At 73.6% G+C, this 19,432-nt stretch carries 15 protein-coding genes and 1 pseudogene; 8 read left to right on the forward strand and 8 right to left on the reverse strand.

Annotated features, from left to right (window positions below):
• Nucleotides 1-37: 37 nt before the first annotated feature.
• Together AAT21_RS39335 and AAT21_RS39345 are read left to right on the forward strand one after the other, a co-directional pair.
• The coding region (locus AAT21_RS39335) for an ABC transporter permease (RefSeq protein WP_167350629.1) at nucleotides 38-879 on the forward strand (842 nt) is incomplete at its 3' end.
• A 133-nt stretch (nucleotides 880-1,012) separates the two neighbouring features.
• Nucleotides 1,013-1,768 (forward strand): sirohydrochlorin chelatase, encoded by a 756-nt coding sequence (locus tag AAT21_RS39345; protein ID WP_167350630.1) that lies wholly within the window; start codon nucleotides 1,013-1,015, stop codon nucleotides 1,766-1,768.
• A gap of 23 nt (nucleotides 1,769-1,791) precedes the next feature.
• Here the strand turns inward: AAT21_RS39345 and AAT21_RS26505 are convergent, their stop codons facing one another.
• Nucleotides 1,792-2,793, reverse strand: coding sequence for a ketopantoate reductase family protein (locus tag AAT21_RS26505; protein ID WP_046779474.1), 1,002 nt, complete (start codon nucleotides 2,791-2,793; stop codon nucleotides 1,792-1,794).
• A gap of 84 nt (nucleotides 2,794-2,877) precedes the next feature.
• Here AAT21_RS26505 and AAT21_RS26510 point away from each other — a divergent pair, with 84 nt between their 5' ends.
• Nucleotides 2,878-3,261 (forward strand): nuclear transport factor 2 family protein, encoded by a 384-nt coding sequence (locus AAT21_RS26510; protein ID WP_046779475.1) that lies wholly within the window; start codon nucleotides 2,878-2,880, stop codon nucleotides 3,259-3,261.
• Nucleotides 3,262-3,395: 134 nt separating this feature from the next.
• Here the strand turns inward: AAT21_RS26510 and AAT21_RS26515 are convergent, their stop codons facing one another.
• The 3 genes and pseudogenes from AAT21_RS26515 to AAT21_RS26525 all read right to left on the reverse strand — a co-directional run bounded on the left by AAT21_RS26515 (nucleotide 3,396) and on the right by AAT21_RS26525 (nucleotide 7,420).
• The gene (locus AAT21_RS26515; protein WP_046779476.1) at nucleotides 3,396-3,962 is read right to left on the reverse strand and encodes a DUF1697 domain-containing protein; all 567 of its coding nucleotides are present in this window, start codon (nucleotides 3,960-3,962) and stop codon (nucleotides 3,396-3,398) included.
• A gap of 21 nt (nucleotides 3,963-3,983) precedes the next feature.
• Nucleotides 3,984-5,221 (reverse strand): annotated as a pseudogene (gene mgt / locus AAT21_RS26520) (macrolide-inactivating glycosyltransferase).
• A complete protein-coding gene (locus AAT21_RS26525; RefSeq protein WP_235439229.1) occupies nucleotides 5,222-7,420 on the reverse strand; it encodes an FUSC family protein in 2,199 nt (732 codons plus the stop codon).
• 138 nt (nucleotides 7,421-7,558) lie between these two features.
• Here AAT21_RS26525 and AAT21_RS26530 point away from each other — a divergent pair, with 138 nt between their 5' ends.
• The 4 genes from AAT21_RS26530 (at nucleotide 7,559) to AAT21_RS26545 (ending at nucleotide 10,832) form a co-directional block, all read left to right on the forward strand.
• Nucleotides 7,559-8,173 carry a TetR/AcrR family transcriptional regulator gene (locus AAT21_RS26530; protein WP_046779478.1) on the forward strand — a complete coding sequence of 205 codons (615 nt, stop codon included), beginning with the start codon at nucleotides 7,559-7,561 and terminating at the stop codon, nucleotides 8,171-8,173.
• Nucleotides 8,170-9,081 carry an SDR family oxidoreductase gene (locus AAT21_RS26535; RefSeq protein WP_046779479.1) on the forward strand — a complete coding sequence of 304 codons (912 nt, stop codon included), beginning with the start codon at nucleotides 8,170-8,172 and terminating at the stop codon, nucleotides 9,079-9,081. Before AAT21_RS26530 ends, AAT21_RS26535 begins: the two co-directional genes overlap by 4 nt.
• 62 nt (nucleotides 9,082-9,143) lie before the next feature.
• Nucleotides 9,144-10,007 carry an aminoglycoside phosphotransferase family protein gene (locus AAT21_RS26540; protein WP_046779480.1) on the forward strand — a complete coding sequence of 288 codons (864 nt, stop codon included), beginning with the start codon at nucleotides 9,144-9,146 and terminating at the stop codon, nucleotides 10,005-10,007.
• A 39-nt stretch (nucleotides 10,008-10,046) separates the two neighbouring features.
• Nucleotides 10,047-10,832 carry an alpha/beta fold hydrolase gene (locus tag AAT21_RS26545; RefSeq protein WP_046779481.1) on the forward strand — a complete coding sequence of 262 codons (786 nt, stop codon included), beginning with the start codon at nucleotides 10,047-10,049 and terminating at the stop codon, nucleotides 10,830-10,832.
• 55 nt (nucleotides 10,833-10,887) lie between these two features.
• Here AAT21_RS26545 and AAT21_RS39350 read toward each other — a convergent pair whose 3' ends face one another.
• The 3 genes from AAT21_RS39350 to AAT21_RS26560 form a co-directional block, all read right to left on the reverse strand.
• Nucleotides 10,888-13,329, reverse strand: a complete 2,442-nt coding sequence (locus AAT21_RS39350; RefSeq protein ID WP_157879792.1) for a hypothetical protein — start codon at nucleotides 13,327-13,329, stop codon at nucleotides 10,888-10,890.
• 150 nt (nucleotides 13,330-13,479) lie between these two features.
• On the reverse strand, nucleotides 13,480-14,217 hold the full coding sequence (locus tag AAT21_RS26555; protein ID WP_046779482.1) for a 3'-5' exonuclease: 738 nt from the start codon (nucleotides 14,215-14,217) through the stop codon (nucleotides 13,480-13,482).
• Between the two features lie 90 nt (nucleotides 14,218-14,307).
• Nucleotides 14,308-15,585 (reverse strand): SAV2148 family HEPN domain-containing protein, encoded by a 1,278-nt coding sequence (locus tag AAT21_RS26560; RefSeq protein ID WP_046779483.1) that lies wholly within the window; start codon nucleotides 15,583-15,585, stop codon nucleotides 14,308-14,310.
• Nucleotides 15,586-15,871: 286 nt separating this feature from the next.
• Between AAT21_RS26560 and glgX the strand changes: the two genes are divergently transcribed.
• Nucleotides 15,872-17,986 carry a glycogen debranching protein GlgX gene (gene glgX / locus AAT21_RS26565; protein ID WP_046779484.1) on the forward strand — a complete coding sequence of 705 codons (2,115 nt, stop codon included), beginning with the start codon at nucleotides 15,872-15,874 and terminating at the stop codon, nucleotides 17,984-17,986.
• Here the strand turns inward: glgX and AAT21_RS26570 are convergent.
• Nucleotides 17,971-19,377: an MFS transporter gene (locus AAT21_RS26570; RefSeq protein ID WP_079025976.1), complete on the reverse strand. Its 1,407-nt coding sequence runs from the start codon at nucleotides 19,375-19,377 to the stop codon at nucleotides 17,971-17,973. The two genes, glgX and AAT21_RS26570, sit on opposite strands and share 16 nt — an antisense overlap.
• Nucleotides 19,378-19,432: the final 55 nt, after the last annotated feature.

Here is a 19,432-nt window from a genome sequence, read left to right on the forward strand (position 1 = left end):
GAGATCACTGAACACCTGCGTGGGGAGATCCGCCGCCATGGCCAGCACTGAAACGAAGGCGCCCACGGACGACCTCGCCGGTCTGGAGGCCGGACTCGACGCCCTGGACGCCGTGCAGACCCAGCGCACGCCGGTCCGTGAGGTCCTGGTCAAGAAGGTCCTGCCGCCGTTCCTGGCGGTCGGCCTGGTCCTGGTGATCTGGCAGGTCCTCGTCTCCCTGAAGGTGACCGACGAGACCAAGCTCCCGGCCCTTTCAGCGGTGTGGGACAGCCTGTCCGACATGTGGTTGAAGGGGACTTTGCTGGAGGTCATCTGGACCTCCGTCTCCCGTGGTCTGCTGGGCTTCCTGCTGGCCCTGGCCATCGGCACCCCCCTCGGCCTGCTCGTCGCCCGGGTGAAGTTCGTCCGCGCCGCGATCGGCCCCATCCTCCAGGGCCTGCAGTCCCTGCCCTCGGTCGCCTGGGTGCCGCCGGCCGTGCTCTGGTTCGGCCTCAACGACGCCATGATGTTCACGGTGATCCTGCTCGGCGCCGTCCCCTCGATCGCCAACGGCCTCGTCTCCGGCATCGACCAGATCCCGCCCCTCTTCCTCCGCGCCGGCCGCACCCTCGGCGCCACCGGCCTGCGCGGCGCCCGGCACGTGGTCATGCCGGCCGCGCTGCCGGGCTACGTCGCCGGCCTCAAGCAGGGCTGGGCGTTCTCCTGGCGCTCGCTGATGGCCGCAGAGATCATCGCCTCCTCCCCCGACCTGGGCCTGGGCCTCGGCCAGCTCCTGGAGAACGGCCGCAACAACATCGACCTGCCCGGCGTCTTCCTCGCGATCATCCTCATCCTCGTCGTCGGCATCGCCATCGACCTGCTCATCTTCAGCCCGATCGANCGACCTGCCCGGCGTCTTCCTCGCGATCATCCTCATCCTCGTCGTCGGCATCGCCATCGACCTGCTCATCTTCAGCCCGATCGAGCGGTACGTCCTGCGCAGCCGCGGCCTCCTGGTCAAGAGCTGACGCGCATGTCGCCCGCCCTGCTGGTCATCGCCCACGGCAGCCGCGATCCGCGGCACGCCGCGACCGTGCACGCCCTGACCCGGCGTGTGCGGGCGCTGCGGCCCGGACTGCGGGTCGAGACGGCCTTCCTGGACTTCAACGCCCCGCGGGTCGAGCAGGTGCTGTCGGCGCTGCACGCCGACGGCGTCCGCGACGTGGTGGCCCTGCCGCTGCTGCTGACCCGGGCCTTCCACGCGAAGGCCGACATCCCGGCGGCGCTGGCGGACGCGCTCACCCGGCTGCCGGGGCTGGCGGTCTCGGTGGCGGACGTCCTCGGCCCGTCCCCGCTGCTCGTCGAGGCGCTCGAACGCCGGCTGTCCGAAGCCGGCATCACCCCGGCGGACCGCGCCACCACCGCGGTGGTGCTCGCGTCCGCCGGATCCACGGACCCGGAGGCGATCGCAGTGATCGCTGAAATCGCGCGGGAGTGGCGGCACACCGGTTGGTGCGCCGTGCGGCCTGCGTTCGCCTCCGCCGCTCTGCCCCGTACGGAGGATGCCGTACGGGCCCTGCGCGCCGAGGGCTTCGCCCGGGTGGCGGTGGCCCCGTACGTCATCGCCCCCGGCCGGCTTCCGGACCGCATCGTGGCCGGCGCCGGGGCGGCGGGCGCCGACGTGGTGGCCGACGTCCTGGGCGCCGCCCCGGAGCTGGCCCTCCTCCTGCTGCGCCGCTACGACGCGGCCGCGGCGGCACCCGCCCGCCTCCCGGCTCTCACGGCGTGACGGTCTGAGAACCGCCGCGCCGCCTACGCGCGGGCGGCGGCCTCGTCGGCCAGGGCCGTCAGGTCCGCGATGGACATGGCCCCCGGCGGCAGACCCTCGCGGGCGAAGATGTTCGCCGCGTGCCGCAGGACGTCGTTGACCGGGGTGGGCACCCCGTGCAGCCTGCCCAGCAGCGAGATCTCCCCGTTGAGGTAGTCCGCCTCCACCGAGCCCGTGCCGCGGGCCAGGCTCTGCCAGGAGGAGCCGCCCCGTACGCCCGGCGGCTGCTCGACCTTCCCGTCGCGGGCCTGCGACTGCTCCGCGTCCGAGGCGTACGCGATGCCGGCCGCCCCGAAGGCGGCCTTGGCCTCGCGGACGGCGCGCAGCAGCAGTGCCGCCTTCGCGGGGTCGGGCTCCGGGCCGGTGGTCGCCTGGATCGCGTTGCCCAGGTTGCCCAGCAGCTTCGCGTACTTCCACCGCATGACGTCCTCGACCAGCGGGGCCTCGAAGCCGGCCTTGGTCAGGTCCTCCGCGACGGTCCGGGCGAGGGCGTCCGTGCCGCCCGCGGCCAGGCCCAGGTGCAGGATGCCGGTCAGGGGCGTGCACAGGGCCGAGACCACGCCGGGTTCCAGGAAGGTGGCGGGCAGCCAGACGCACACCCCGTACACGCGCGCGAAGCGCCGTAGCGCCAGCCGCTCGCTCTCCACGCCGTTCTGCGCGCAGAACACCGGAAGCCGCTGCGCGGCCGTGCCGCCGCCGGCGACCTCCGCGTCGCCCCAGGTGTCGAGCGCGGCGATGGCGTCCTGGGTCTTCACGGCCAGCAACAGCACGTCGTCCGGGCGGAGTTCGCCCAGCTCGTCCGGTCCGGTGACCACGTCGGGCCGGTGCACCCGGCTCCCGTCGGCCGTCGTGAGCCGCAGTCCCCCGGCCCGCAGGGCCTCCGCGTGCGCGCCGCGGGCGACGAGGACGACCTCGCCGCCCGCCTCCGCGAGCCGTCCGCCGATGGTGGCGCCCACGGCGCCCGCGCCGATGATGATGTACCGCATGCCGATGAGCCTGGCACACCCCACCACCCACGTCTCCCCCGGGGCGGTCACCGGTGCCGCGTCCGGCCGGGGCAGGATGCTCCCATGGGTGGGGACGGAGAGGCCGTGGCCGAGGCGGTCGCGCGCGAGATGCAGTTGATGAGTCCGGGCGTGCGGACGTCGAGGGTGCTGACGGACCGGCTCCTCGATCCGGAGTTCGTCGAGGTCGGTGCCTCGGGCCGCAGGTGGGACCGGCGGGCGATGCTGGCGGCGCTGCCGGAGATGGAGGGCGGCGCCGAGGACGGACCGCGCTACGAGCCCGCCGGTATGACGGGGGTCGAGCTCGCGCCGGGGGTGGTGCACCTCATGTACGAGACCGTGATCGACGGGCGGCGGGCGCGCCGGAGTTCGATCTGGCGGCGGTCGGACGACGGGGCCGGCTGGCGGATGTACTACCACCAGGCCACGCCGGTGCCGGGCGCCCCCTAGGGGCGATCAGGCCGGGTGGGCGGCGCGCCGGCGGCGAAGCACGCGTCGATCTCGTCCAGGTCCGGCTGGTCACCCTCGTTCACGCCCGCAGCGTACCCGGGTCGGGGCCCGGGCCGCCCGGTGCGGAAGTCGCTTCAGGGCGTGGTCAGTTCCACAAGCTTGGCGACGGTGTTCCAGTTGCGGGTGGTCACGTCGATGCCCTTGACGACGGCGGGCCGGGCGAGCGCTTCGGCCAGCTTGGAGCGGCCGAGGCCGGCGGGGACGTAGAGGTAGAGGACGCGGTCGCCGAGCCGGTACTCCTCGGGAAGGAACGCGGCGCCGTCGAGTGCGGCGAAGCGTTCCGGGCCGGGCTGTTCGGAGAAGAAGGTGGCGTGGAGCTGCTTCCCCTCCAGTTCCGCGGCCGGGAAGGGGCAGGCCTCCGCGACGGCGCGCAGGTACGCGCCGTCCACCACCAGGCACGCGACCCGGAAGCCGAAGTGGGCCTCGATGGCCGCCTCCAGCTCCCGGGCGAGGGCCACCGGGTCGGTCTGCGCGCTGCTGAACACGGCGTTCCCGCTCTGCAGGTAGGTCTGCACGTCCCCGTGCCCGAGTCCTTCCAGGACCGTGCGCAGTTCCGCCATCGGGACCTTCCTGCTGCCGCCGACATTGATCCCGCGCAGCAGTGCGGCGTACTTGGTCGTCGCCGTGGCCTTCTTCGTCATGGGGGCCACCCTAGGCCGCGGCTATGACAGTTCCGCCTCGATGAGGTCGGCCGCCTGGTGCGTGCCGCCCTCGGCGGCCATCCCGGCCCGGATCTCCTCGGCGCGGGCGGCGACGGCGGGGTCGGCGACGAGGGCGAGGACGGCCTCCCGGAGGGTGGCCGGGTCCGCGTCGGCCATGGGGACGTGCCGGGCGACGCCCAGGGCGGCCAGCATGTCGGCGTTGCCGAACTGGTCGACGGCCTGGGGGACGGCGACCATCGGGGTCGCGGTGGCGAGCCCCTCCTGGCTGCCGCCGGCGCCCGCGTGGGTGATGAACGCGTCGGCCTGGCGCAGGATGTCCAGCTGGGGGACCCAGCGGTGGACTTCGACGTTGGCGGGGATCTCGCCCAGGTCGGCCTCGTCGGTGAACTTGCCGATCTGCAGGACGACGTGCCAGTCGGGCAGGTCCGCGAAGGCGTCCATGCAGGCGCGGTAGAAGGCGGGCTGCTTGGTGAAGGCCGAGCCGAGCGAGACCAGGACGACCTTCTTGCCGTGGGCGGCATCGGGCCGGCTCCAGGTGCCCTGGGTGGCGCTGCGGTCGCCCTGGCAGGCGCCGACGAAGGTGTGGACGGCCTCGTCGACGCGGTCGGCGTGGGGCTGCATGGCCTTGGGGATCAGGACGAGGCTGCGGCGGGGGCGGCTCTGGAAGCGGTCGACCTGGTCGCCGAGGCCGTTCTCGGTGAGCCATGCCGCGAACCTGGCGTAGTACGCCTGCCCGCGCTCGGAGGCCTTCAGCCCGGCGAACATCGGCTCGGCCACCTCCTGTTCGTACCCCTCCCAGGCGACGAGGTTCGGGGAGAGCGAGACGGCGGGGACGCCCCAGCGGTGGGCGAGCACGGGCGCCGGGTAGGAGGTGATGTCGTGGAGGACCAGGTCCGGTTCGTCGCCCTCGAAGGCGGCGGCGAGCTGCGGGAGGACCTGGACGGCGTCGTTCAGGAAGGGCTCCAGGTTGTCGATGAGTTCGGTGCCCCAGGCCTCCGGGTCGTCGTCGGTGGGGAGGGTGGAGGTGTAGATCACCGGCGTGGCGCCGGTCTCGGCGACCTTGTCGGCGAAGGCGGCGGGGATGGCGTAGCTGACGCGGTGGCCGCGGGCGACGAGCTCCCGGATCACCTCGATGCTCGGGTTGACGTGCCCGTGGGCGGCGATGGAGAACATGGCGATGTGGGCGGGCTTCGCTGAGGTCATGCACCGACCTTAACGAGACGATACGTCTCGTGCAACTACTTTCGGGATTCTTCTCCCTCACCCGACGGGGCACGGCACGGCTCCAGGACGCGTTCGACGTCGACGGCGAGCGATTCGAGCCAGGCGAGCGCCCCGAAATACCGCGACGGCGCCACGCTCTCGGGCGTATCGGGGTACGGCCACTCCCCGCCCGCCCCGGCCTCCGGGGGCGGCTGTCCGGCGGCCGAAGAGGCCGGGGCGCCGGCGGTGCGCGCGGGGAGCCATCCGGCGGTGGCCGCGGGCGGCTCGGACCGGGCGCGGCGGGACGCGGCGTACATCGCGGCGACGAGTTCGGAGGTCCGGCCGCCGAGCCGGTCCCGGTGCACCGGGTCGAGGACGGGCCCGGAGCGGGCGAGCAGCCGGCGCGAGCCCCACAGCACGTGATGGCCCGTCATCATGGCCGCCTGCCAGTCCGGTGCCCCCTGCGCCGGCGCCCTCGGCTCGCCCTGGCGCTGTGCGTACGCGCTCTCCGCCAGGGACAGCGCACGCTGGAGCGCCCGGTCGTCGGGCGTGGCACCCGGGACACCCGCCACCACGGCGGCCGTGGTGCGCTCGACCGTCTCGGCCTCCCGTTCCAGCAGCTCGGCCACGGCCCGGTGCAGCTCCGCCTGGGCTCCCCGCGGCCACGCGAGCAGTCCGAAAACGACGCCGATCATGCTGCCGATGATCACGTCCATGATCCGTACTTCGGCCAGCCGCCAGGTCACCGGCGCCAGCTGCGCGAAGACGAAGGACACGACGAGGGTGAACATCCCCTGGGCCCAGCCCACGCCGCGCACGGGCCCGACCCGGAAGGCGACGACCATGACGACCGGCAGGACGACGGCGTAGACGGTGGTCCGCCCGCCGACCAGGGCCAGGACGCCAGCGGCCAGGAGCGCCCCGAGCAGCGTGCCGGCGAGTGCCTGGCGCACGGTCGCCCGGGTCTGCGCGGCCGTGGTCCGGGTCAGGCTGAGGACGGCGAGCATCGCCCAGAAGCCGTGCGGCAGCGATTCCACACCCGCGACGGTCCGGGCGGCACCGAGCGCGAGGGCGATGCGGACGGCGTTCTGGAAGTACACCGACCGCGGTCCGGCATGCGCCCACAGCCGGTGCCACCACAGCAGCGGCGCCCCTTTGCCGGCGTACCAGAAGCGGACGGAGTCGACCCCGCCGGGGATTCGCGCGCGCCGCCCCCGTACGGCCAGTTCCGAGGCGTCGGCGTAGGCCACCGCGGCGTCCGCGACCTCCAGCAGCGCGGCCCGGCGCCGGCCGCGGGCGGCCGTCAGTCCCTGCCGCTCGTGTTCGGCGCGGTCCGCGGCCTCCTCGCGCAGCCGCCGCAGGGTGAGGGCCTCGTCGTTCGCGCGGCCGGTGCCGGACAGGAGGGCGGCCGTCGCGGCGGCGGCCCGGCCGACCGCGTCCAGCAGGTCCGCCCCGGGCTGCAGCGGGGCCTTGCCCGGGGGCGGTGGCGGCAGGTGCTGCATGCGGCCGAGCAGCGTACGGACGGCCAGACCCGTATGGGCGAGAGCCCGGTCGCGCAGACCCGGCCCGGCAGGGCGGTCGGCCTCGTCGGTCCGCAGGGGGCGCAGCGACTCTCCGGCCTCGCGGACGGCCGCCACGGTGGCGGCGGACAGGGCGTACGGTGCCCGCCCCAGCTCGTCCGCGCAGCGTACGGCGACCCTGCCCGCCTCGGCGGCCCGCTGCCGGTAGGTGGGGCCGCGCGGTTCGGGCAGCACGAAGAGCTCGGCGAGGACCAGCAGGACGAGTCCGAAGGTCACGCCCAGGAGCCGCTGGCCGAGGGTGTCCGGGGCGTAGGGCGGGAAGCTGGGCATGATGTAGAGCAGTTGCAGCCCGGGGGTCGCGCCGGCGGCCCGGGGACCGGCCGCCGCCACGAAGGCGAGGACGAAGCCGATCAGCAGCATGCCGGCGACCGCGGTCCAGGTCCGTACCGCGAGGAAGGTGCCGGCCGTCACCAGCAGCCAAACGGCGGGCGTCGTGCGGACCATGACGGCCGCCCGCTGGCGCCCGGTCCCGGGGATGTGGGAGAGCGCCGCCATCGACACGACGCCGAAGAGGGCGTACGTGGCCGCCACGGGCTGGTCCAGCCCGTAGAGGAACAGGTAGAAGCTGCCGCATGCGGCGAGGGTGGTGCGGATAGCGCGCCGCGCCACCGTACCGGGGCCGCGGCCTGCGCGTCCGTCGCGTTCGGCGCCCACCACTCCAGCATCGGGCCGTCGGCGGGAAGCCACCACCCGCCCGCGGCGGGGCGGCGGGACGTGCCGTCGGGGGAGAACTCCCGATTTAATGAATGAACAGTCATTCATTAACTGCGTTACCGAGGGAGGTGGGCGGCGGTGGGACGCCCCCGGGGGATCGAGGACGAGGTGATCCTGCGCGCGACCGCGCGGGTCATGGGCCGGGTGGGGCCGACGGGGCTCACCCTGGCCGCCGTGGCCCGCGAGGTCGGTCTGGTGCCCGGCACCCTCGTCCAGCGGTTCGGGTCCAAGCACGGTCTGCTGCTGGCGCTCGCCGACCGGTCCGCCGAGGAGGCCGGCGAGCTGGCCGCCCGGGCGCGCGGGGCGCACGCCAGCGCGCTCGACGCCCTGGCGGCGCTGACCTCGCAGAGCCTCGCCGGGACGGACACGCCGGAGAGCTTCGCCCACCACCTGGCCTTCTTGTGCACGGACCTCACCGATCCGCAGCTGTACGAACGCGCCCTGGCCGTTCACCACGCCCAGCGGCGGGCGATCGCCGCGCTGCTGGCGGAGGCCGTCGCCGCGGGTGAACTCCGCGCCGCGACGGACGTCGCGGCCCTGGCCGGCACCGTGCAGGCGATCACCGCCGGCGCGGGCCTGACCTGGGCCATCGAACGCAGCGGCACCCTCGCCCAGCGGCTGCGGCGGGAACTCGACGCCGTACTGCACCCCCATCTCCCGCCACGGCACGGCCACGAACCGGAGGAATCATGACCACCGACACACGCCCGCTCGCCGGAAAGGTGGCCCTGGTCGCCGGCGGCACCCGCGGCGGCGGCCGGGGCATCGCCGTCGAGCTGGGCTCCGCCGGCGCGACCGTGTACGTCACCGGGCGCAGCAGCGGCGCAGGGCGCTCGGACCTGGACCGTCCGGAGACGATCGAGGACACGGCGGCGAGGATCACGGCCGCGGGCGGCCTGGGCATACCCGTACGGACCGACCACAGCCGTCCCGAGGAGGTACGGGCCCTCGTCGAGCGGATCGCCGCCGAACAGGACGGGCGGCTCGATGTGCTGGTCAACTCGGTCTGGGGCGGCGACCCGTTGACCGACTGGGAACGCCCCCTGTGGGAGCAGGACCTGGAGACCGGCCTGCGGCTGCTGCGGCAGGCCGTGGAGACCCATGTGATCACCAGCCGGTACGCGCTGCCGCTGATGGTCGCCCGCGGGAGCGGCCTGGTGGTCGAGGTCACCGACGGCAACACCGCCCGCTACCGCGGCACGTTCTTCTACGACCTGGCCAAGTCCGCGGTGATCCGCCTCGCGTTCGCGCAGTCCGCCGAGCTCAGGCCGCACGGCGTGGCCGCCGTGGCGATCACCCCCGGGTTCCTGCGGTCGGAGGCCGTGCTCGACCACTTCGGCGTCACCGAGGCCGACTGGCGCGACGCGGTGGCGCAGGACCCGAACTTCGCCCACTCCGAATCCCCCGCGTATCTGGGCCGGGCGGTCGCGGCGCTGGCGGCCGACCCGCGGATCATGGCCAAGACCGGGCGGGCGCTGGCGACGTGGGGCCTGTACGAGGAGTACGGGTTCACCGACGCCGACGGTACCCGGCCGGACTTCGCCGCCCACTGGGCGAAGAACCTGGAGGCGGAGTACGGCCCGCTCGGCGACCCCCTCTGACCGGAACGCGCCCTCGCATCCCGTCGCGTCCGGGCGTGTCAGGGCGGTGGTAGAACAGCGGTATGGACGAAGCGCGGGCGAGGGACGTACTGGCGGCGGCGGGCCTCACCGGCGGCGGGCGCCGGGAGGCCGAGCTGCTCGCGCTCGGTGAGAACGCCGTGTTCGCGGTCGGCGACCTCGTGGTCAAGGTGGGCCGCGAGGCCTCTCTGCTGGCACGGGCCGAGCGCGAACTCGCGGTGGCCGGCTGGTTCGCCACGGCCGGCGTCCCGGCGGTCCGCGCGGCGGAACCGAAGCCGCGGCTGGTGGGCGGGCATCCGCTGACCCTGTGGCACCGTCTCCCGGACGCGGTGCGGCCCGCGCGGCCCGAGGACCTGGCGGTGCTGCTGCGGGCCGTCCACGCGCTGCCCGAGCCGTCGTTCGCCCTGCCGGCGCGGGACCTGCTGGGCGGGGTCGAGCGCTGGCTGCGGCTGGCGGGGGACGCGATCGACCCGGCCGATGCCGCGTACCTGCGCGCCCGCCGGGACGCCCACGCGGACGAGGTGGCGGCGCTCACCCCGCACCTGCCGCCGGGCCCGGTCCACGGTGACGCCCTGCCCCGCAATGTCCATGTGGGCCCGGACGGACCGGTCCTGGTCGACCTGGAGACCGTATCGGCCGACCTGCGCGAACACGACCTGGTGGTGATGTCCCTGGCCCACGACCGGTACGGCATGCCCGCCGGGGAGTACGAGGCCTTCGTGGCGGCGTACGGGTGGGACGTCCGCGACTGGGCGGGCTGCGCGGTCCTGCGCGGCGCCCGCGAGACGGCCGGCTGCGCCTGGGTCGCCCAGCACGCACCCGCCAACGCGGCCGCCGGGGCCGAGTTCCGCCGCCGCGTGGCCTCGCTCAGGCAGGGCGACCCGCGGACGCGGTGGTATTCGTTCTAGTCGATGGCGGGTACGGCGCGGACCTGCGAGTATCCGCGGATGATCACACTCTCCGATGACCTCGGGCACCTTTCCTATCTCGTCACCGGCGACGGGCCGCCCGTCGTGCTCGTGCACGCCGGCATCGCCGACCACCACATGTGGGACGCGGTCGTGCCCGCCCTCGCGGAGCGGCACACCGTCATTCGCTACGACCTGCGCGGCTTCGGGGAGTCCGCTCCGCCCAGCGGCCCGTTCCGGGAGACCGACGACCTGCGCCGGCTGCTGGACCACCTCGGCCACGAGCGTGTCCGGCTCGTCGGCGCGTCCTGGGGCGGCCGCGTGGCCGTGGACTTCACCCTCACCCACCCGGACCGGGTCCACTCCCTCGCGGTGCTGGCCGCACCGTGGCCGGGATACGACTGGTCCGCCGAGATGATCGCGTATGACGCGGCCGAGACGCGGGCGCTGGCCGCCGGCGACCTGGAGGCGGCCGTCGCGACCAACCTGGACATGTGGGTGCGCGGACCGGCCCGCGCCTGGGAGGACGTCGCCACCGGGCTGGCCGACCGGCTCCGCGAGCCGATCCGTACGTCGCTGGTGAACCAGGACGTCGTCGGGGAGCACTCGCAGGGCGTGGTGCGGGGCGACCTGTCCGGCATCTGTGTCCCCACCCTGGTCGGGATCGGCACGCTCGACGTCGCCGACTTCCAGGACATCGGTCGCCGCTACGCCTCCGAGATCCCCGGCGCCGTCCTGATCGAGTTCCCCACCGCCGCCCACCTCATCGCGATGGACGCCCCCGCCGAACTCACGGCGGCACTGCTCCCGTTCCTGGCCCGCTAGGCCCTGTCGTCCTTGCGCCGGCCCGATCGGCCGGCGCAAGGACGGGGTTCCGGCGCTACTTCGTGTAGTAGCCGGCCACGTCGGCGATCAGATCGACCGCTCCCGCGTTGTTGTAGAAGCTGACCCTCCCGTTCACCACGGGGACGATCACGAGGTTCGGAATCGTCTGCCCGGTGGTGAAGTTGAGGTTCGACGCACTGGTCCGCGCCGTACCGTCCGGGAACACGGACACGTAGCTGTCCGTGGTCGGGTCGGTCGCCGTCACGTTCAGGACGACAGCCGTGACACCCGACGCCGGGATCCCCGCCGCACCCGCGACCTGCAGGGTCACCGTCCCGCCCTGGCCGACCTTGGCCTTGGGCACACCCTGGCCGGCCCGCGTGTCCATCAACCGGGCCGGCGTGACCGGCTTGTACGAGGAACCGGAGCCGTCCGTGGTGTAGTAGCCCGCCACATCGGCGATCAGGTCCACCGAACCGGCGTTGTTGTAGAAGGCGACCTTCCCGTTCACCACGGGGACGATGACCAGGTTCGGAATCGTCTGCCCCGCCGTGAAGTTGAGGTTCGACGCACTGGTCCGCGCCGTACCGTCCGGGAACACCGACACGTAGCTGCCCGTGGTCGGGTCGGTCGCCGTCACGTTCAGGACGACAGCCGTGACACCCGACGCCGGAATGCCCGCCGCACCCGCGACCTGCAAGGTCACCGTCCCGCCCTGGCCCACCTTCGCCTTCGGCACACCCAGCCCGCTGCGCGTGTCCATCAGCCGCGTCGGGGTGACCGGCCTGTACGTGCCCAGGCCCGAGACCGCAGGCGGCGTCACCGTCAGCGTGCCCGCCGCGTACTGGTGGTTCAGCGCGCTCACGCTGATGTTCCAGTTGCCCGCGGGAGCCGTGCGCAGGTCCACGGTCGCCTTCAGGGTGCGGGCGTCGTCGGAGACCGAGACGGTCTTGGCCGTCAGCGTCGCCGGTCCTCCGGTCAGGTTGACGGTGGTGCTCATGCCCAGCGCCGTGCCCTGCACGGTGAGGGTGGCGACCGTACCGCTCTGCACGGTGGTCGGCGTGACCGTCCCGACGGTCACCTCCTCCGATCCGCACGGCGCGGAGGTGCAGACGAGCTCGGCGCGGTAGGCCGTGCGCTCCGTCCGGTCCGGCAGCGCGAGGACGTACAGGCTCTGGTCGGAGCCCTGGCAGTCGTACGAGGGCGACCTGCCCATGCAGAGGTCGGTCCCGGCCTTGCTGTACAGCAGGGGCCGCGGGGTGTGCATCCCGCCGTCCGTGGCGGCGATGTCGGCCCTGAACCGGTCGCCCGAGACGCTCGGCAGGACGGCGCACACGCCGGTCCGCTCCTCGGACAGCGTGCCGGTCAGCGGACCGTACCCGTACGCGACCGACCCGACGCGCGGGCAGTCGGCGGCGGGCCCGGCGGCCGTGGCGATCCGCCAGGCGTCGAGGCGGTAGGAAGCAGGCAGGGACCAGCTCTCGGGAGCCTGGGTGACGACCTGGTAGCCGGTGGACCCGGTGGGCGTGCACGCCCAGGTCCGCGGATGGCAGGCGATGCCACCGGCGTTGTTCATGATCAGCATGTTCGTGCTGTCGTGGGCGTCCCGGACGTCAACGTGCAGCCGGTCCGTGGCGGCGGCCGTGGTGATCCGGTGGCAGCGCAGGGTGCCGCTCTGGCCGGACGTCCCGGTCGTCGCCGGAGCTCCGACCGTCGTGGCCGCGGAGATGACGCAGCCGCGGGCCGTGGCGGTGACGTCACGGCGGTCCAGGGTGTGGCCGCGCGGCACGTCCTGGCCCTCCAGGAGCACGGTGTAGGCCTTGCCCTCGGTGAAGGAGCAGCTGGTGAGGCCGTCGGTCCGGAGCTGCTGGCCCGGGGTGGGGTGGGTGTAGCAGGAAGGCCCGTTGCCGTCGGTGTCGATCATGGTGATCGCGTAGTCCGGGAACAGGTCCGCGTCGTCCGGAAGGCTGTAGCGGACCCGGAGGAGCTCGGAGGTGGAGTGCGCGTCGGCCGGGATCGTCAGGCAGTGTGAGAAGACGCCGTTGCCGGTCTCCAGGCGCACCGTCCCCGAGTCGTCGGCGAAGGTCCCTGCGGGCAGGGTCTGACAGTCCTTCTGGAGGACGTCCGTACGGACGAAGTGGACGCCGTACGGACCGGTGGCCTCGGTGTCGTCGGCGCGCACCAGCGCGCGGAAGGGTGCCGTTCCGGTCAGTGCGCACTCGCCCCGCACCAGATCACCGGCGGTGCACTGCGCGGTGCCGTTCCGGTCGGCCACCTCGACCTGGACCGTCGGGCCCGCGCCGCCGCGGGAGGTGAGGGCGGCGATCCGGGCGCCCTGCGGGCTCGGCAGTTCCAGGCAGTGCGTCTGCCCGGGCGCGGTGAACGTGCCCGCGTACCGTCCCTCGGTGACGGCGACGCAGTCCTCGGCGACCGGTGCGGCCTGAGCGGTGCCCACCGGCAGGAGCAGTGCTGCGAGGACGCCGAGCAAGCTCGTCAAAACGGTGGAAACCAGGCGTCTTTCGGACGCCGATGCGGTTGTCATGGACCCCCCATGGTGATGTGCGACGAGTGATCGTCGCACATCCGTACGGGGTCGGCGCGACCGATATCCGTGTGCCCCGCCACCGCCCCGTCCGGCCGGGTCCGGTCAGGCCGGGACCAGGTCGCGCAGGGGCCAGGCGGTGTCGATCACCGCGTCCGGGGTGCCCTGGCGGCGCAGGTAGGACTGGAAGTCCCGGGCCCAGCGGGCGTGCCAGGTGCCCTGCTGCGCGTGCAGGTCGGCCGGGGTCAGAGCGGCCACCCGCGGGTGCCGCTCGGCTATCGCGCGGGCCACATGGACTGCGGCCAGCGCGTCCGCACCCGCGTCGTGCGCCTCCTCCAGCGTGACCCCGTACACCCCGCAGACGGCCTCCAGGGTCCGCTTGCCACGCCGGAAGCGGTCCACGGCCCGGTCGATGGTCAGCGGGTCGACCACCGGGCCGGTCCGCGCCCCGCCCAGCCGGTCGGCCAGCGAGGGCAGCCCGTGCCGGGCCAGTTCGGCGCTCAGCAGCGTGAGGTCGAAGGCGGCGTTGTACGCGACGACCACCGCCCCCGTACGCCAGTGCGCGACCAGCGCCTGCGCGACCTCGTCGGCGACCTCCCGCACCGGGCGGCCCTCCGCGACGGCCCGCTCCGTGCTGATCCCGTGGATGGCCGAGGCCCCTTCCGGAATCGGTATCCCCGGATCCGCGAGCCAGCCGCGCCGCTCGTGCACCGCACCGCCGCGCACCTCGACCACGGCCGCCGTCACGATCCTCGACTCCCCCGGCTCCGTGCCGGTCGTCTCCAGGTCGAACCCGATCAGTACCCGGCCGTGCCAGCCCCCCGTACCGTGCTGCTCCTCCACCCCGTGTCCTTCCCCCGTACACCTTCGGTCAACGGGTTTCAGCCTGCCACGGGCCACTGACAAGCCCGGCGACGCCCCCTCCCGGGAGGCTCACGACACCGGGCGGGAGTCCTCCCACATCGACTCGAACTCCTCCCGGTAGGTCGCGAACAGTCCGTGGTCCGCGTCCTTGGGCACCCCGCGTCCGCCGCCCCGCAGCACCAGTACCGGCGATTCCATCCCCCGCGCCCGCCTCAGGTACGACTGGACCACCGCGATCCCCGAGGACTGCCCCTCCACCAGGTAGGCGGTGAAGCGGGGCGTCTCGTCGAAGACGTGGATCTCGAAGCGCGAGGGGTCCCGCAGCCCCGCCCGGACCCGTCGCACGTGCAGGATGTTCATCTCCACCGAGCGGCTCAGCTCGCCCTTGCGCAGCCCCAGCTCCCGCTCGCGGCGTTTGACCGCGCTGCTCGCCGGGTTGAGGAAGAGCAGCCGCACCCGGCAGCCCGCCTCCGTCAGCCGGACGAGTCTTCGCCCGGAGAAGTTCTGCACGAGCAGGTTGAGACCTATGCCGATGGCGTCGAGCCGCCGCGCGCCCCCGAAGAGGTCCTCCGCCGGCAGATTGCGCTGGAGCCGGACCCGGTCCGGGTGGACCGAGACGACGTCCGCGTACCGGTCGCCCACCAGGTCCTCGACGGCGTCGATCGGCAGCCGGTCCGCGGCGGGGCTGCCGGAGCCGCCGCCCAGCACCTCCAGCAGCCGTGCCGAGGCCCGCTCCGCCTGCTCCAGCACGGGCCGCGACAGCGCCCGGTTGCGGGAGACGACGTTGCGGGTGACCTCCAGCTCGTCCAGGGCCAGCTCGATCTCGCGCCGGTCGTCGAAGTACGGCTCGAAGCACGGCCAGTGCTGGACCATCAGCTCCCGCAGCTGCGGCAGGGTCAGGAAGCTCAGCACGTTGTCGTCGGCGGAGTCGAGCAGGTAGCCCTTGCGCCGGCTGACCTCGCGCACGGCCACCGCCCGCTGCACCCACTCCTGCCCGGCGGGCCCGGCGGCCGCGACGACCCAGTCGTCCCCGCCGTGCACCGGTTCGTAGATCGGCCGCAGCACCGCGCCGACCACCGACCGCAGCCGCTGTTCGATCAGGTTCAGCCAGATGTACGCCCGGCCGGCCCGCTGCGCCCGCGTACGGACCTCGCTCCAGGCCTCCGCACCCCAGTCCAGCTCGGCGCCGGCCCCCGCGCTCCCGGCCTCCTCCGGCCCGCCCGCCAGGGAGACCGTCCCCGCCGGGATCCCCGTCGGCGCCCCGCCGGGGGCACCTCCTGGGGCGTCCGCCGGGCCACCCTCGTGACTGCTGTCACCAGGGGGCAGCTCCAGACCTCCCGAGCTCACCCGTGCACCGCCTTCTGCGTCTGGACGCCCGTCTCCAGTGATCACGGAAGGGTATCCCGCGCGTGCGGCCCGGTGCAGCCCGATGGTGCTTACGAAGGCCGTCCGTCGACCCATTATCGGATGCACGGACAGTCCGCTGACCCGCATATCAGCTCTGCGGGTCACCCGGTAGGACCACTCCCAAGTCCGCGCGTGAGGGCCCTCTTTCGGGGAAGATCTGGCAGTGACGCTGTCCATGCCGGATCATCCGGGACGTCTTTCGACACCGAGGGAAGAGTCGTTGTCTATGCAGGTCTGGCCGGGACAGGCGTATCCCCTCGGCGCCACGTACGACGGCGCCGGAACGAACTTCGCGGTCTACTCCGAGGCCGCCCGCCGCATCGAGCTGTGCCTCCTCCACGACGACGGGTCGGAGACCGCCGTCGAACTGCGCGAGACGGACGCCTTCGTCCGCCACGCCTACCTGCCCGGCATCATGCCGGGCCAGCGCTACGGCTTCCGCGTGCACGGCCCGTACGAGCCCGAACGCGGCCGGCGGTGCAACGCGGCGAAACTGCTGCTGGACCCGTACGCGCGGGCGATCAGCGGCCGGGTGAACTGGAACGAGGCGGTGTACGGCTACCACTTCGGCCGGCCCGACTCCCGCAACGACCTGGACTCCGCCCCGCACACCATGACCTCGGTGGTGGTGAACCCGTACTTCGACTGGGCCAACGACCGGCCGCCGCGCCACGAGTACCACCACACCGTGCTGTACGAGGCCCACGTCAAGGGCCTGACCATGCGCCACCCCGACCTGCCCGAGGAACTGCGCGGCACCTACGGGGCGCTCGCACACCCGGCGGTCATCGGCCACCTCGCCAAGCTCGGGGTCACGGCGCTGGAGCTGATGCCGGTGCACCAGTTCGTCAACGACCACCGGCTGGTCAACGACGGGCTGAGCAACTACTGGGGCTACAACACGATCGGCTTCTTCGCCCCGCACAACGGCTACGCCTCGGGCGACCGCGGCCAGCAGGTGCTGGAGTTCAAGTCCGCCGTGCGGGCCCTGCACGAGGCCGGGATCGAGGTGATCCTCGACGTGGTCTACAACCACACCGCCGAGGGCAACCACCTGGGCCCGACGCTGTCCTTCCGGGGGCTCGACAACGCCTCGTACTACCGGCTCTCGGACGATCCGCGGCACTACATGGACACCACGGGCACCGGGAACTCGCTGCTGATGCGGTCCCCGCACGTACTCCAGCTGATCATGGACTCGCTGCGCTACTGGGTCACCGAGATGCACGTGGACGGCTTCCGCTTCGATCTCGCGGCGACGCTGGCCCGCCAGTTCCACGAGGTGGACCGGCTGTCGTCGTTCTTCGACCTCGTCCAGCAGGACCCGGTGGTCAGCCAGGTGAAGCTGATCGCCGAGCCGTGGGACCTCGGCGAGGGCGGCTACCAGGTCGGCAACTTCCCGCCGCTGTGGACGGAGTGGAACGGCAAGTACCGCGACACCGTACGGGACCTGTGGCGGGGGCAGCCGCGCACGCTCGCGGAGTTCGCCGGGCGGCTGACCGGGTCCTCGGACCTGTACCAGGACGACGGGCGGCGCCCGCTGGCCTCCATCAACTTCACGACCTGCCACGACGGCTTCACCCTGAACGACCTCGTCTCGTACGACGAGAAGCACAACGAGGCCAACCGCGAGGGCAACCGGGACGGCGAGAGCCACAACCGGTCCTGGAACTGCGGGGTGGAGGGCCCGACCGGGGATCCGGAGATCACGGCGCTGCGCGAGCGCCAGATGCGCAACTTCACGGCGACCCTGCTGCTGTCGCAGGGGGTGCCGATGCTCAGCCACGGCGACGAGTTCGGCCGCACCCAGGGCGGCAACAACAACGCCTACTGCCAGGACAACGAACTGTCGTGGGTGAGCTGGCCCGAGCCCGGGAAACCGGCCCCTTCCCTGCTGGAGTTCACCCGCCGGATGGTGTGGCTGCGCCGCGACCACCCGGTCTTCCGGCGGCGCCGGTTCTTCCACGGCCGGCCGGTGGAGGGCACGCACGACGAGCTCTCCGACATCGCCTGGTTCACCCCGCACGGGGAGGAGATGCGGGCGCGGGACTGGCAGGCGCAGCACGCCCGGGCGCTGACCGTGTTCCTCAACGGGGAGGCGATCTCCGAGCCGGGCAGCCGCGGGGAGCGGATCACCGACGACTCGTTCCTGCTGATGTTCAACGCCGGTGCGGAGCCGCAGGAGTTCACCGTTCCGGCGGGGCACGGCGCGCAGTGGCGGCTGGTGGTGGACACCGCCCGGGCGGACGTACTGCCACCCGGCACCGGGCCGCAGTACGCGGCCGGCGACCGGGTGGCGCTGACGGGACGGTGTCTGGTGGTGCTTCAGCGGCCCGCGTAGGCGGGGTCCGGGGCCGGCCGCCGGCCCGGTCCGGTGTCCTGGCCGGGCTGCGGGGCGGGCCCGGCGTCCGGCTCGCCCCGCCGGCCCGGCTCGGCATCCGGCCCGGCGTCCGGCTCGTCCCGCCGGCCCGGCTCGGCGGCGGGCTCGGCTGCCGTTCCGGCGCCCGGCTCGGCGGGCGGGGCGGGGGAGGTACGGGCGGCGGGTACGGGGGTGGCGAGGGCCAGGGTGAGGCAGAGCCCGGCCGCCGCCACGGCCACGGCGAACGCCGCGCTCGGGCCGTACCGCTCGGCGAGGCGCCCGGCGACCACGAGCGCGGCGGCCTGCCCGGCCACCAGGCTGCTGGCGGCGAAGGCCATGGCGGTGGCGAGCCGGTCCAGTTCCACGGCCCGCTCGGTCAGCGCGAACGCGGTGATCAGGTGGGGTGCGTAGGCGGCCCCGAGGACGGTGACGACCGCGTACAGCGGCCACAGGCCGTCGGTGACCAGCAGGGGCGCGGAGAGCACGAGGGCGGCGCCCGTGGCGACCTGCCAGCGCAGCCGCAGGCCGAAGCGGGCGGGCAGCGCGCCGAGCGCCAGGCCGACGGCGGCGCTGACGACACCCATCGCGGAGTAGACGACGGCGGCCTGGTCCGGGACGCCGAGACGGATGGTGAGCGCGGTGATGCCGGCCTGGCAGGCGCCGAACATCACGCCCTGGAGCGCGAGGGAGACCCGTACCGCGTGGACCACCGCGGGCGGCCGGACCCGGCTTCCGGCGCGCCGTTCGCGCGCCGGTGATCCGGCGGTGGCGGAGGCGGTCGGGTGCAGGGCGAAGGCACCGCCGAAGACGGCGACGAGGCCGGCCGCCCCGGCCAGGGCGAGGGCCGGGTGTGCGATCAGCGCGGCGAGCCCGACCAGGGCGGGCCCGAAGACGAAGGAGACCTCGTCCAGGGTGCCCTCCAGCGCGTGGACGGCGCCCACGACGCCCTCGTCGGCCCCGGCACGGCGGGCCAGGGCGACGGAGCGGGTCCGGGCGAGCGGTCCGATCAGCGGCACGGAGGCACCGGTGACGGCGCCGATCGCGGCGAGCGGGAGGGTCGCGAGATGGGTGAGCGCACCGGCGACGAGGGCGGCGGTGGCGACGGCGTTGACGGCGGCGGCGACCAGGACGACGGGCCGCTGCCCGTGCCGGTCGGCGAGCCGGCCGAGGACGGGTCCGAAGAGGACCTGGCCGAGGGAGAGGGTGCCGCCGACGATGCCCGCGGTGGTCAGGGAGCCGCTGGTCTGGGCGACCAGCAGGAAGCTCCCGAACTGGGACATCGCGACTGGCAGGCGGGCGAGGAAGGAGACGAGCGGAAGGAGGGGCCCGGTCAGGGCGATGACTCTTCGATACGTGGTGACGGTTCCGAGCACTTGATCGACACTAACCCGGCGCAGTCACTCGGATGCATTGGGTCATGGCACGGAA

It is taken from the genome of Streptomyces yangpuensis (assembly GCF_001005295.1).
GTDB classification, from domain to species: domain Bacteria; phylum Actinomycetota; class Actinomycetes; order Streptomycetales; family Streptomycetaceae; genus Streptomyces; species Streptomyces yangpuensis.

Excerpts from the sequence above, each read along its gene's own strand:
- AAT21_RS39345 (WP_167350630.1), top strand. The coding sequence starts at position 1,013 with ATGTCGCCCGCCCTGCTGGTCATCGCCCACGGCAGCCGCGATCCGCGG.
- AAT21_RS26535 (WP_046779479.1), top strand. The coding sequence starts at position 8,170 with ATGACCACCGACACACGCCCGCTCGCCGGAAAGGTGGCCCTGGTCGCC.
- AAT21_RS26545 (WP_046779481.1), top strand. The coding sequence starts at position 10,047 with ATGATCACACTCTCCGATGACCTCGGGCACCTTTCCTATCTCGTCACC.
- AAT21_RS26540 (WP_046779480.1), top strand. The coding sequence starts at position 9,144 with ATGGACGAAGCGCGGGCGAGGGACGTACTGGCGGCGGCGGGCCTCACC.
- AAT21_RS26515 (WP_046779476.1), bottom strand. The coding sequence starts at position 3,962 with ATGACGAAGAAGGCCACGGCGACGACCAAGTACGCCGCACTGCTGCGC.
- AAT21_RS26505 (WP_046779474.1), bottom strand. The coding sequence starts at position 2,793 with ATGCGGTACATCATCATCGGCGCGGGCGCCGTGGGCGCCACCATCGGC.
- glgX (WP_046779484.1), top strand. The coding sequence starts at position 15,872 with ATGCAGGTCTGGCCGGGACAGGCGTATCCCCTCGGCGCCACGTACGAC.
- AAT21_RS26510 (WP_046779475.1), top strand. The coding sequence starts at position 2,878 with ATGGGTGGGGACGGAGAGGCCGTGGCCGAGGCGGTCGCGCGCGAGATG.